Here is a 12822-nt window from a genome sequence, read left to right as displayed (position 1 = left end):
TAGGCGGAACCGGTTACTAGTGTGGTGGTCCATGGCCAAGACCGCGCGCGTCGGGGACGACGTCGACCTCCTGCCCGCCCTGGCCGCCGCCCTGGCGGACCCCGACGTGACCGAGGTCGTCCTCGAGCCGGGGACCTACGTCGAGCAGGTGGTGATCGCGCCGCGGGCCGCCCCGCTGACGGTGCGGTCCGCCACGGGCCGCGCCCAGGACGTCCGGATCACCTGGGGACTGCGCCAGGGGGACCGCGGCCGCGACGGACTGCCGATCGTCCAGGACTGCGCGACCGTCACGGTCGACGCCGACGACGTCACGATCGAGCACCTCACGATCGAGAACACCTTCGACCGCACCGCCGACCCGGGCCTGGAGGACACCCAGGCGCTCGCGCTGCGGACCCGCGGCGACCGCGTCCGCCTCCGCGGCTGCGCGCTGCTCGGCCGGCAGGACACGGTCCTGCTGGACGCGCCGGGCTGGTCGGACACGCGCCACGTGCACCTCGTCGACTGCCTCGTGGTCGGGGACGTGGACGTCGTGTACGGCCGGGCCCGCGCGGTGGTGGAGGGCGGCGAGATCCGCTCCGTCGGACCGGGGTGGGTGGCCGCCCCCAGCACCGCCCGCGAGAACACGCGCGGGTTCCTCTTCCGCGGCGTCCGTCTGACGGGGCCGGGGCTGCCGGACGGCAGCGTCCGGCTCGGTCGACCGTGGCACCCCGGCGGCAAGGCGGACGCGGTCGGCGAGGCGCTCTTCGTCGACTGCGTCATGGGGCCGCACATCGCGGCGGACGCGTGGTCGCCGATGGGCGGCTTCGCCTGGGAGGACGCCCGCTTCGGCGAGCACGGCAGCACCGGCCCGGGCGCCCACGAGGGCCCGGGCCGTCCGCGGCTGCGACCCGAGGCCGTGCCCGGCGTCGCCGAGGTGCTGGGCGGGTGGACCGATGCGGCACCGGGGCCCGCCCCGCTCAGCGGCCGGGCGGTCGTCGTGTCCGACTCCACAGCCTCGCCCTACGGTCCCGCACGCGCCCCCCGCACCGGGTGGGGCGAGATGCTCGCGGACGCGACCGGCCTGCGCGTGGAGAACCTGGCGGTGTCGGGCGCGAGCTCGGTGAGCTTCATCGCCTCGGGGCAGATGGACGCGGCGCTCGCGGTCACGGGTCCCGGCGACCTGCTGCTCATCGCGTTCGGGCACAACGACGAGAAGCCGGACGAGCGCGGCACCCTGCCCTGGTCCACCTACCCGGCGGCCCTGAGCCGCTACGTCGTCGGCGCCCGGGCGCGCGGCGCGGTGCCGGTGCTGATCACGCCGGTGGAGCGGCGCCGGTTCGTCGACGGCCGGGCGCGGTCCAGCCACGGCGGCTACCCGCAGGCCGTGCGTCGCCTGGCGGAGGAGGACGGCGTCGCGCTGGTCGACCTCACCGCCTCCTCGCGGCGGCTGTGGCAGCGGATGGGCGAGGAGGGCAGCAAGGCGGCGTTCCTCTGGCTCGAGCCCGGTGCCTGGCCCGCCTTCCCCGACGGCGAGCAGGACGACACGCACCTGTCCGACCACGGCGCCCGCCTGGTCGCGGACCTGCTGGCCGCCGGCCTGCGCTCCCTCGGCCTGGTGCCCGGGGGTGACGGCGTGCGGGGGTGACGCCCGCGTCCCGGTAGCGGCGCCACCGTCGTTCGCCCGGGACTGTGGTCCTCGGCCTGCGCTCCCGCTACGTTCGGCACGCGGGCAGGGGCGCCCGGCCGCGGCACCCGGGGGACGCATGTCTGAGAGCACGCTCGAGAACCTCGGCGCGCGGGTGCGCCGGGCGGAGGAGTTCGGCCGGGACGCGATGATCGTGTGCGACAACCTGGTCCGCATCTACCGGACCGGTCCGGTCGAGGTGCAGGCGCTGCAGGGTCTGGACCTGCTCGTCGACAGGGGCGAGATGGTCGCCGTCGTCGGCGCCTCCGGGTCCGGGAAGTCGACGCTGCTGCACATCCTGTCCGGCATCGACGCACCGACGGCGGGCCGCGCGCGCGTCGCGCGCTGGGACCTCATGGCCATGCCCCGCGCCGAGCGCGCCGCGTACCGCCGCTCGACCGTCGGCTTCGTGTGGCAGCAGGCGTCGCAGAACCTCGTGCCCTACCTGACGGGGACCCAGAACGTGCTGCTTCCCCTGTCCTTCGCGGGCACGGCGCGGCGCCTGCGCCGGGCCCGCGCGCGGGAGGTGCTCGACCTCATGGGCGTCGCCCACTGCGCCGACCGGCTGCCCCGCCAGATGTCGGGCGGCGAGCAGCAGCGGGTCGCGATCGCCGTCGCGCTGGTGAACGGCCCGAAGGTGCTGCTCGCCGACGAGCCCACGGGTGAGCTCGACACGACGACGTCGGCGCAGGTGTTCGGCGCGCTGCGCGCGGCGAACCGCGAGGCGGGCGTGACGGTCGTCGTCGTCACCCACGACCCCGCGGTCAGCGAGCAGGTCGAGCGCACGGTCGCGATCCGGGACGGCAGGACGAGCAGCGAGGTCCTGCGGCACGCCTCGGGTGACGACGACGTCGTCGCGCAGGAGTACGCCGTGATGGACCGCGCCGGGCGCGTCCAGGTGCCGCGGGAGTACCGCGACGCGCTCGCCCTGACGCGGCGCGTCCGGCTCGCGCTCGAGGCCGACCACGTGAGCATGTGGGCCGACGACTCCCGCGGTGCGGGCGGCCAGGCCGGCTCCGGTGCGCGACGGGGCGGTGCGTGAGCGCCCCGGGCGGCGCGGCCGCACGCGCCGGCGCCGGCGTCCGGACCCGGGACGTGCGCAGGACGTTCGGCACGGGCGCCACCGCGGTGCACGCGCTCGACGGCGTCAGCCTCGACGTCGAGCCGGGGGAGATGGTGGCGCTCGTCGGGCGGTCCGGCTCCGGGAAGACCACGCTGCTCAACGTCGTGGGCGGGCTGGACCGTCCCGACGCGGGGACCGTCCTGGTCGACGGCGTCGACGTGACGGCGCTCGACGAGGCCGGGCTGGTCGGGCTCCGGCGCGAGACCGTCGCCTTCGTCTTCCAGACCTTCGGCCTCATCCCGGTGCTCAGCGCGGCGGAGAACGTCGGCGTGCCGCTGCGGCTGCGGGGGCTGTCGGTGCCCGACCGGGAGCGGCGCGTCCGGCTGCTCCTGGACCTCGTCGGCCTCGGCGACCACGCCTCGCAGCGCCCGGACGAGATGTCCGGCGGTCAGCAGCAGCGCGTCGCGATCGCGCGCGCCCTCGCCGCGTCCCCGCGCCTGCTCGTCGCGGACGAGCCCACCGGCCAGCTCGACAGCGAGACCGGCCTGGCGGTCATGGCGCTCATCCGGGGCGTGGTCGAGGCCGAGGGCATGACAGCCATCGTCTCGACGCACGACCCCGTGATGATCGCCCTCGCCGACCGTGCCGTCCGGCTGGTCGACGGCCGGCTGGCCGATGCCTGAGGTGCGCCGCGCGGGGTCCGGCCCGCGCGGCGCACCCGTGCTGCTCGTCCTGCGTCGCGCGCTGACGCAGGCGCGGCTGCTCGCCGCGGTGGCCGCCGTGGTCGTGACCGGCGCCGTCGTGCTGGGCCTGTGCGCGACGCTGCTGACGACCGCCCAGGACGAGGCGCTCGTCGCCGCCCTCGGTCGCACCGACGCCGAGGACGTCGGCGTGCGCGCCGGGGTGCGGCTCGACGAGGGGGCTACGGCACCCGCCGACGCGGAGCGTGCCGCCGCCGACGTGGTCGACGCGGTCGAGGCCGCGTACGCGGCGTTCCCCACGACGACGTCGGTCTGGGCGGCGTCCACCCCGCTCCACCTGCCCCCGCTCGACAGCGGCGAGCTGCGCCTCGCCTACCTCCTCGAGGGCGACGACCTCGCCGAGCACGCGGACCTGTCCTCGGGTCGGTGGCCGGCGGGCGCGGCCGGTGCGGGCGGCTCGCCGGTCGAGGTCGCGCTCCTCGACGCGACGGCCGGCCTCCTGGGCGTCACGGCGGGCTCGACGCTGACGCTGTCCGCGCAGCCCGCGCGCTCCGGAGCGGCGGCGGTCGACCCGGTGACCGTCGAGGTGGTGGGGACGTTCCAGCCGCAGGGCGGCGATCACGCGACCTGGGAGCGGGACCCGTTGGGTGCGGCCGGGTCCGCGTCCGGGAACCTCCCCGTGTACGGGCCCTTCGTCGTCGCGCCCGGGACGCTGCTCGGCGAGCGCCCGGTCGAGCGCCTGAGCGTCGTGACGGTGCCCGACCTGCGGTCGGTGGAGCCGGGGACGGCGGCGAGCACGCGCGTGGCCGTGGCCGGACTGCGCGACGCGCTCGAGGAGTCGCTCGGGCAGCGGCAGCGCGCCCTCGCGCTCCGCACGCCGTACCCGCGCACGCTCGCCCAGGTCGAGGACCAGCAGGGCGTGGTCGCGTCGGGGGTCCTCGTGGCGGCGCTGCTCGCGACGGTGCTGGCCGGCGCCGCGCTCGCGCTCACGGGCGGGCTCGTCGCGGCGCGGCGCTCGGCGGAGTCCGCGCTGCTCGCCGCCCGCGGTGCGGCCGGACGCCGCCTGGCGGCGCACGCCTCGGTCGAGGCGCTGGTCCTCGCGGGCCTCGCGACGGCGGTCGGCATCCCGCTGACGCTCCTGCTGCACCGCGCGGCGCGCTCGCTCCTCGTCCCCGGGGCGGCGGGCGACGCGGTCGCGCCCCCGCCGGGCGCGACGCCCGCCGTGGTGGCCGCCGTCGCGTGCGGTGCGCTCGCGCTCGCCGCGGTGCTCGTGGTGCCCGCACTGCGCGGCGTCCCCGCGGGGGGCGGACGCCGGCCGGCGAGCGGGCTCGCGGTCCGCGCCGGCGCCGACGTCGTGCTCCTCGCCCTCGCCGTCCTGGGGTACCTCCAGCTGCGCGCGCACGGCGTGGCGACGGGCCCGGCGCCGGACCCGGTGCTGGTCGCCGCGCCGGTCCTGTGCCTGGTCGCGGGCGCGACACTCGCGCTGCGCCTGCTCCCGCGCGTCGCCGCGCTCGCGGAGCGCCACGCGGCGCGCTCGCGCCGCCTCGTGGTCCCGCTGGCGGCCTGGGACGTCGCACGACGGCGGCACTCGGGCGCGGGCTCCTTCCTCCTCGTCCTCGCGAGCGCCGCGACCGTGCTCGCCCTCACCGGGCAGGCGACCTGGGCGCGGTCGCAGCAGGACCAGGCCGGTGCCCAGGTGGGCGCGGAGCTCGTCGTCACGTCGGCGGAGCTCGCGCCGCTCAGCGCCGGACCCGCCCTCGCCGAGGCGACGGGCGGGACGCCGTCGGCCGTGCTGCAGCGGCCGGTCGGCCTCGGGTCGCGGGCGGGGGGCGAGCAGGCGGGGGAGCCGGCGCAGCTGCTCGCGGTCGACCTCGCCGGACCCGGGCTGCAGGTGGGCCGCCCGCCGCCCGGCACGACGTGGTCCCAGGCGACCGCGGGTGCGGCGCCCACCGGTGACTCCCCGGCCCCGGTGCTCCTCCCCGTGACCGACGACCTGCGCGTGCGCCTGACCGGCACGGTCCGGGACACGACGACGCTGCTCGCGGCGCCGTCGCTGGTCGTGCAGGACCGGTGGGGGGACCAGGCGGTGCTCGCGGGCGCGCCGGTGCCCCTGGACGGCCGGACGCACGAGGTCCGGGTCGCGCTCGGCGAGCCGCCGGGTGAGGGGCCCGGCGGGGGGCCCGGTGGCGCAGCCGTCGCCGCCCCGCTGCACGTCGTGGCCGTGCGGCTCGCCCTCACCCTCGCCGACGGTGCGGACCCCCCGGCGACGGACCGCACGGCGCGGACCGCGGTCGAGGTGGAGCTCGTCGGGGCGTCCACCTCGCAGGGGGCCGGGCCGGCGCAGTGGTCCGGTGCGCGGGAGCCGGGTGACTTCCAGGTGGTCCGTAACGCCGCCGCGAGCCAGCAGGGCGGCGCCGACGGCGTCGTCCTGACCGCGACCGCCTCGGTGTCCCCCGTGGGCGTCCTGTGGGAGGGCGGGGACCTGCTGGTCGTCGCCGGCCCGCCGGTGACGGACCTGCCCGTCGTCGTCACCCGCGCGCTCGCGGACGGGCTGGGTCTCGAGCCCGGGTCGAGGCTGTCCGTCACGGTGGGTCTCTCGGCGGTCGACGCCGTCGTAGCGTCCGTCGTGCCCTACCTCCCCGCGGTGTCCGACGGACCCGCCGTCCTGGCCGACCGCTCCACGCTGGCACGCGCCCTGCTGGGCAGGCACGACCTCGCCGGCCTCACCGACCGGTGGTGGGTCGCCGACGTGCCGGACCCCCGGGCGGCGACGCAGGCGGTCGCCGACGCCGGCCTGGGACGCGCGGTCACGAACGAGGGCACCGCGGCGGAGCTCCACGACGGCCCGCTGCCGCGCGTCCTGCGGCTGGGGACGGCCGTGCTCCTGGTCGCGGGGATCGTGCTCGCGCTCCTCGGCACGGCCGCGCGGGTCGCCGCGGCCGTCGGCGCGCGGGCGGTCGAGGTCGCGCGCCTGCTCGGCCTCGGCCTGTCCCGTCGCTCGGTGCTGTCCGCGTTCGTGCTCGAGCACGCGGCGACGTCGCTGGTGGCCGTGCTCGCCGGGACGGTGGTGGGCGCCGTCGTCTCCTGGCTGACGTCGCCGCTCCTGGTGGTCTCGAGCACCGGCGAACGGCCCGTGCCCGACGCCGTCCTCGTGTGGCCGGCCACCGCGCTGGCGGTGGCCGTGGCGGTGCTCGTGCTCGGGTCGACGGCGGTCGTGGTGCCGGTCGCGGCGGCGGCGGTGCGCCGCGCGGGTGCCACCCACCTGCGCATGGACGCGGCCCCATGAGGGCGCCCGCAGGGCATGGGCACCGACGGCCCGGCCGCGCACGCCTCCCGCGCCTCGGCGCCGCGTGGGACGCGCAGCTGCGCACGTCGCGGTCGGACGTCCGACCCCTGGCCCTGGTCGCGGTGGCGCTCGTCCTGACGCTGCTGCTCGCCGACGCCGCGCCCCGGCTCCTCACGCGCGTCGCGGACGAGACCGTCCGGACGGCCGTCGCCGGGGCCGCCACGGCCGGCCTCACCGTCTCGGCACGCCTGCCCGAGCGCGCCGTGGAGACCGGCCGCGACCCGAGCACGGGCGAGCAGCTGCCGGACCTCGCGGCCCAGATCGCCGACGCGCTGCCCGCGGAGCTGGTCGCCGTCCTCGGCCCGCCCGTCGCCACGGTCTCGACGGCCGAGCTGCACGCCGCCCTCCCGGGCGGCGGCGAGGCCCTGATGCGGATGGCCTACACCTGGCGGGACGGGGAGCCGGGCGTCGAGTGGGTCGAGGGCGTCGCGCCCGGGAGCTCCCGCGGCGGCGACCTGAGCGCGGGCGGACCGGAGGCGTGGCCGGTCGAGGTCGGCCTCGCGGCGCCGGTCGCCGAGCTGCTCGGCGCGCGGGCGGGCGAGCCGTTGACCGTGGCCGGTCCGGACCGGGTCCCGCTCGACGTCACGGTGACCGGCATCTTCCGTGCGCAGGACCCGCGCGACCCCGTCTGGTCCGGGGTGCGGGGCATGCTCGAGCCGGTCGTGCGAGGCAGCGGTGCGGGCCTCACGACGACGGTCGGTGCCTACCTGTCGGTCACGTCGGTCCCCGACGCGCGGGTCGCCCTGCTCGCCTCGCCGTCCGGGGTCTCGCGGTCCATCACCTTCCCGCCGCGCGCCGAGGCCTTCGACCTGGCGGGCCTCGAGACGGTCGCGCAGCTCGCGGGGGGTGCCGAGGCCGCGCCGCAGGCGCTCGCCGTGCCGGGTCCGCGTCCGACGGTCACGACGACCCTGGACACCGTCCTGCGGGCGGCCGCGGCGCGCGTCGGCGCCGCGGGCGCGCAGGCGGCGGTGGTGCTCGTCGGCGTGCTCGGGGCGGCTCTCGGGGTGCTCGGCCTGGCGTCCTGGCTGCTGGTGCGGCGGCGGGCGGTGGTCGTGCGGCGCAGCCGCGCGCGCGGGGCGGGGCTCGTCGCGCTCGTGCTGACGCCGCTCGTCGAGCAGGTCGTGCTCGCGGCGGCCGCCGGGACGCTCGCCCTGGCTGCCGCGCAACGGCTGGTCCCCGGTCCGACGTCGTGGTCGTGGGTCGTGCCCGTGCTCGTGGTCCAGGTGTTCGCCGTCCCGCTGCTCACGCTCGTCACCGCGGTGCGCGGCGAGCAGGGCCGGGCGCCCGCCGACCACCACGAGCGCCGCAGGTCGCGGGCGGTCTCGCGCGTGCGACGCGTCGCCCTCGAGGCGTCGCTCGTGCTCCTGGCGGTCGCCGCGGTCGTGACGCTCCGCTCGCGCGGCCTGCCCGCGGACCCGCGCGGCGCGGACCTCCTCGTGGTCGGGGCGCCCACGCTCGCGGCCGTCGCCGCGGGAGTGCTCGGGGCGCACGCGGTGCGCGCGCTCGAGCGCGGGGCCGTGACGCTGGGCCGGCGGTCGCGCCACGTGACCCCGCTGCTCGCCGCAGCGCGCAGCGCCTCGGCCGGGGGCGCCACCGTGCCGTTCGTCGCCCTGACGGTCTGCGCCGCGCTCGCCGGGTTCTCGGCCGTGACCTCGGCGACGCTCACGGGAGGCCAGGTCGCGGGCTCGTGGGACACGGTCGGGGCCGACGTCGTGGTCCGGGCCGACGGCGGGGACGTCGTGGGGACCGCCTCCGACGTCGCCGGGGAACCGGGGGTGCGCGCCGTGGCCGTCGCCCGCCTGGCCCCCACGGTGCAGCTCCTCGGCGTGCCGGACAACGGGCGCGTCGACGTGCTCGCGGCGGACGCCGAGGACCTCGCGCGGTTGTGGGCGGCCTCGCCCGGGGCCGACGTGCCCGAGCCCGACGCGCCCGAGCTCGCCGGGCTCGCCGGCGGACCGCTCCCGGACGGCTCGCTGCCCGTGCTCGCGAGCACCGCGCTGGCGGCCGAGCTGGCCGAGGGCGGCGGGATCGTGTGGGAGGGCGGCGCGGTCGGCGTGACGGCCGTCGGGACGGCTCCGGCGCTGCCGTCCGCGCTCGCCGGGGACGCGGCCCGGGGGGCCGACCTGCTCGTCGTGGACCGCGCGGCCCTCGCGACGGCCGCGGGCGCCGACGTCGTGCCCGACGTCCTGTGGGCGGTCGGACCCGGTGCCGAGCAGGCCGTCGCCGACGCGGTGGGCGACGAGCCGGCGGACGGCGGTGCCGTGGTGACCGGCCGCGCGGGGTGGCTGCAGGAGCGCCGCGCCGAGCCCCTGACCGCCGGGCTGCTGCTCCTGCTGCGCGCGAGCGTGCCCGTGCTCCTCGCGCTCGGGGGACTCGTCGTCGTGCTCGCGGCGGCCGGCAGCGCGCCCGCCCGGGCGTCCGCGCACGCCGTGCTCCGCGTCGTGGGGCTCGCCCGCCGCGACGTGCGGCGGGTCGCCCTCGGTGAGCTGCTCCCGTGGGTGCTGGCCGCTTGCGCCTGGGGTACGGCCGTCGGCGCCGCGCTCGCGGCCGCCGTGAGCGGGCCGCTGGAGCTGCGGCTGCTCACGGGTCAGGCGGGCGACCCCGCGCCTGCGGCGCCGTGGTGGGCGCTCGGGGCGCTCCCCGTGCTCGCGCTCGTCGTCGTCGCGGTGGTCGCCGTCGAGCAGTCCGCACGCCGCCGGGAGCGGCTCGGCCTGGTGCTGCGCGCCGGCGGCTGAACCGCCCGTGCCGCGCGTCAGAGCGCGATCGTCGCTTCGGGCCTCGGGGGTAGTCGAGCCTCCGGGGGCGTTCCCGCCAGGGTCCGAGTCCGGCGGGAAGCTCGCTGGACTCAGGTGAGGTCGATGACCTGGATACCGGGGAACTGGTCGATCCACGGCTGCACCTTGGCGAGCGCCTCTTCCTTCGTGTCCGAGGGGGTGAGGCTCCCGTTGTACTCCCGGGCGGCCGGAACGTTGCCCACGAATGCGCTGTACCGGATCCGCGTCACGGTGTTGCCGTCGTAGGTGGGGATCTTCTGGAACCGGATGGACGGGACACCTGTCTTTGCGAACTCGTTGCTGACCGCGGTGAGGGCGTCCCTGCTTGCCTGCCACTGACTCGTGCTCTCGGGCAGCGGACCGCCGTATGCGGCCTCGAAGTCGTTGACGACCTGGGCGGGGAGGGGCTGACCCGGCTGCACCACGACGCCGTTGCCGCCGTGGGGCGACACGTAGACCGGGATGCCCGCGGCGCGGGCTGCCTCGACCTGGTCCAGCGGGATCGCCGCGCCGGCCTCGGTGGGGAACGGGGGCGCCTCGGTCGTGGGCTCCGCGGTGGGCTCGTCCACGACCGGCTCGGTCGTGGGCTCCGATGAGGGGGTGCTCTCAGGCTCCGGGGTCGCTGCCGTCCCGCCCGTGCACGCTGTCAGGCCCGCCATCACGGCGATGGTCACGGCGAGCGTCGTCGTCCTACGCGTGGTCACGCTCCTGTATCGGTCGACCAGGACCGTTCTTGACCCGGCCTGCTCGCGATAGCTGGCGAAGCGCCCGCATGCGGGAGTGGTGTCTGGTGCGAGCACAGCGGCGCGCACGCGTGGACGCCGAAAAGACGCTCTTGACCCCGCGACCGGGCGGACGACAGACGATCGCCGCGTGCCGGCACGCCGTCCTCGTCCCTAGGTCGTCCCTAGCTCTCATCCCGACGACGAAGGGCCAGACCGGAGCATGTGCTCTGACCTGGCCCTCGAGGTGGAGCGGGTGACGGGAATCGAACCCGCGCTATCAGCTTGGGAAGCTGAAGTTCTACCATTGAACTACACCCGCGAACGCCCGGATGCCCGGGCGTGCGGACCGATCATACCCGCCGCGGCGCGACGCTCCAGCCCTCCCTGTCCCCCGCGTCCGCATGCGCTCGCCGGTGCTGCCGGGCGCCGTCGTGCACAGCCGTTGTCCACAGCTCCGCCCCCCGGATCCCCGCACGAGCACCGCAACCTGTGGACAAAAATGTGGAGAACCGGTCCCGCCCCAGGTCAGCCCCGCGACGCTTCGCCCGGCGCCCCTCGACCACGTCCGAACCGGACGACGACGTCCTGCGCAGCGGACGTACTCGCGGGGAACGGACGTGCTCACCAGCCGGTCCCGGGCGGGCCGATGTGGCACCCGCCCCCGTCGCCCGCCACCGGCACGGCGAGCACGTCCGAACCGGACGAGCACGTCCTCCGCAGTGGACGTGGTCGGGTGGAACGGACGCGCCCGGTGGGCAGCCGCTAGCGTGTCGCCCGTGCTGCTCTCCGACCGCGACATCCGCGCCGAGCTCGACTCCGGTCGCATCCTGCTCGACCCGTACGAGCCGACGATGATCCAGCCGTCGAGCATCGACGTGCGGCTCGACAAGTTCTTCCGCCTGTTCGACAACCACAAGTACCCGTTCATCGACCCGGCGCAGGACCAGCCCGACCTCACGCGCCTGGTCGAGGTCGAGCGGGACGAGCCGTTCATCCTGCACCCCGGCGAGTTCGTCCTCGGCTCGACGTACGAGGCCGTCACGCTGCCCGACGACGTCGCCGCGCGTCTCGAGGGCAAGTCCTCGCTGGGCCGCCTCGGCCTGCTCACGCACTCCACGGCGGGGTTCATCGACCCGGGCTTCACGGGCCACGTGACCCTGGAGCTGTCGAACGTCGCGACGCTGCCGATCAAGCTGTGGCCGGGGATGAAGATCGGCCAGATGTGCTTCTTCCGCCTCTCGTCGCCGGCCGAGGAGCCCTACGGCTCGGCGACCTACGGGTCGCGGTACCAGGGACAGCGCGGCCCGACGGCGTCGCGCTCCTTCCTGTCGTTCCACCGCACGCAGGTCTGACGCACCGGCCCGGGCAACGTCCCGGAAGCACACCGGCAACACGACCGACCTAGGCTGCGACCATGCCGTTGCCCGTACTGGATCCCACGTCCGACGACGTCGTCTCCCACCATCTCCTGGTGCTGCCGGGCGACGTCGGGCCGGACGAGGTCGGGACCCTCGCGGCGAGCCGCTTCCCCCGCGCCACCTGGGAGCGGGAGCCGACGACCGCGACGCCACGTCCCTCCGGCGGTGCGCGCGGGCTGCGCGTCGTGACGCCGCCGCCGGGGCGCCTGCGCCTCTCGCGCCACAGCGTCCTCGTCGGCCCGTACACGCTCGACCGCCCGACGGCGGCGGCGCTCGGTGTGCCCGCGCAGGCCGGCATCGCCTACGTCGTCGAGGCGCCCGTCGAGCGCGGCGAGCGACCGTTCCCGTACGGCGGCGACCGCGACGGCCTGCGACGCGCGTTCCCCGAGGGCCTGCCCGTGCGCGACGAGGAGCGGACCGTCGCGTGGCTGCTCGCCGCCGCCCGGCGGCTCGGTGGCGCCGTGCGGACCAGCGCCCGCGGGGGGAGTCCCTCGGCGCTGCTGGTGCCGGACCCGGCGGCCGCCGTCGACCTCACCGTCTGGACGGACATCTGGCTCGAGCCCGAGGCGGCGCTCACGGTCATGCGGCAGGCGCTGCCCCGCGCCCGCCTCAACCTCCCGACGCCGCACTACGCCGGCCCCGCCCGGCACGCGGCACCGGTGCCCGGCACGGAGCCCCTGACGGACGACATGCGCCGTCGGCTCCACGCGGCCGCCGACGACCACGACATCGCGGCGCTGACCTCGCCCCCGGCGATGACCGGCTACGGCGCCCTGGCGGACCTCGACCTCGACGGGATCGTCGCGCTCGAGGTGGCAGGCGAGACGCACGTGCCGCCGGTCATCGCGCAGGTGCCGTGGGCCGTCGCCGGTGCGGTCGCCTACCGCGTGCGGTGGGAGCCGGTCGACCTCGCCGACGCCGAGGCCGAGCGCCCGTCGCTCGCGCACAAGGTGGCCCGGGGCCGGGCGACGCCGCTGGTCATCGCGCTGACGCGTGCGGTCCACAAGGCCGTCGGCGGCGAGATCACCGACGTCATGGACTTCATCGTCGACCCCGCGGACCTCTAGCCCCCGCCCCGCCCCGCACACCGGGCCCGCCCGCAGGCCTCGCCGCCCGCCGCGGCGCCACC

The 12822-nt window shown here is 77.4% G+C and carries 8 protein-coding genes and 1 tRNA gene; 7 read left to right on the top strand and 2 right to left on the bottom strand.

What is annotated here, in order from left to right; all coding sequences use genetic code 11:
* Positions 1-31 precede the first annotated feature (31 nt).
* From H2O74_RS16520 to H2O74_RS15640, 5 genes are all read left to right on the top strand, one after another.
* Complete coding sequence (locus H2O74_RS16520; protein ID WP_220457983.1) at positions 32-1627, top strand: pectinesterase family protein; 1596 nt, start codon at positions 32-34, stop codon at positions 1625-1627.
* Between the two features lie 118 nt (positions 1628-1745).
* A complete protein-coding gene (locus H2O74_RS15655) occupies positions 1746-2708 on the top strand; it encodes an ABC transporter ATP-binding protein (RefSeq protein WP_182112421.1) in 963 nt (320 codons plus the stop codon).
* The gene (locus tag H2O74_RS15650) at positions 2705-3412 is read left to right on the top strand and encodes an ABC transporter ATP-binding protein (protein ID WP_182112420.1); all 708 of its coding nucleotides are present in this window, start codon (positions 2705-2707) and stop codon (positions 3410-3412) included. Before H2O74_RS15655 ends, H2O74_RS15650 begins: the two co-directional genes overlap by 4 nt.
* The gene (locus H2O74_RS15645; RefSeq protein ID WP_182112419.1) at positions 3405-6716 is read left to right on the top strand and encodes an FtsX-like permease family protein; all 3312 of its coding nucleotides are present in this window, start codon (positions 3405-3407) and stop codon (positions 6714-6716) included. Before H2O74_RS15650 ends, H2O74_RS15645 begins: the two co-directional genes overlap by 8 nt.
* Positions 6713-9511, top strand: coding sequence for an FtsX-like permease family protein (locus H2O74_RS15640; RefSeq protein WP_182112418.1), 2799 nt, complete (start codon positions 6713-6715; stop codon positions 9509-9511). The genes H2O74_RS15645 and H2O74_RS15640 overlap by 4 nt, the downstream gene beginning before the upstream one ends.
* Positions 9512-9621: 110 nt before the next feature.
* On the opposite strand, the gene H2O74_RS15635 is transcribed toward H2O74_RS15640, so the two are convergent.
* Together H2O74_RS15635 and H2O74_RS15630 are read right to left on the bottom strand one after the other, a co-directional pair.
* Positions 9622-10254: a hypothetical protein gene (locus H2O74_RS15635; RefSeq protein WP_182112417.1), complete on the bottom strand. Its 633-nt coding sequence runs from the start codon at positions 10252-10254 to the stop codon at positions 9622-9624.
* 266 nt (positions 10255-10520) lie between these two features.
* A tRNA-Gly gene (locus H2O74_RS15630) sits at positions 10521-10594 on the bottom strand.
* 457 nt (positions 10595-11051) lie between these two features.
* Here H2O74_RS15630 and dcd point away from each other — a divergent pair.
* Both dcd and H2O74_RS15620 read left to right on the top strand, forming a co-directional pair.
* Positions 11052-11627: a dCTP deaminase gene (dcd, locus tag H2O74_RS15625; RefSeq protein ID WP_182112416.1), complete on the top strand. Its 576-nt coding sequence runs from the start codon at positions 11052-11054 to the stop codon at positions 11625-11627.
* A gap of 62 nt (positions 11628-11689) precedes the next feature.
* Entirely contained in the window at positions 11690-12760 is a 1071-nt protein-coding gene (locus H2O74_RS15620; protein ID WP_182112415.1) for a hypothetical protein, read from the top strand.
* Positions 12761-12822: the final 62 nt, after the last annotated feature.

Source organism: Actinotalea sp. JY-7876 (genome assembly GCF_014042015.1).
In the GTDB taxonomy this organism is placed as follows: Bacteria; Actinomycetota; Actinomycetes; order Actinomycetales; family Cellulomonadaceae; genus Actinotalea.
The sequence above is the reverse complement of the archived record's forward strand: the minus strand, read 5'-3'. Positions and strand labels throughout refer to the sequence as shown.

Bases quoted from the DNA above. Each gene is read 5' to 3' on its own strand.
- H2O74_RS16520 (WP_220457983.1), top strand. From the start codon at position 32: ATGGCCAAGACCGCGCGCGTCGGGGACGACGTCGACCTCCTGCCCGCC.
- H2O74_RS15655 (WP_182112421.1), top strand. From the start codon at position 1,746: ATGTCTGAGAGCACGCTCGAGAACCTCGGCGCGCGGGTGCGCCGGGCG.
- H2O74_RS15645 (WP_182112419.1), top strand. From the start codon at position 3,405: ATGCCTGAGGTGCGCCGCGCGGGGTCCGGCCCGCGCGGCGCACCCGTG.
- H2O74_RS15640 (WP_182112418.1), top strand. From the start codon at position 6,713: ATGAGGGCGCCCGCAGGGCATGGGCACCGACGGCCCGGCCGCGCACGC.
- H2O74_RS15620 (WP_182112415.1), top strand. From the start codon at position 11,690: ATGCCGTTGCCCGTACTGGATCCCACGTCCGACGACGTCGTCTCCCAC.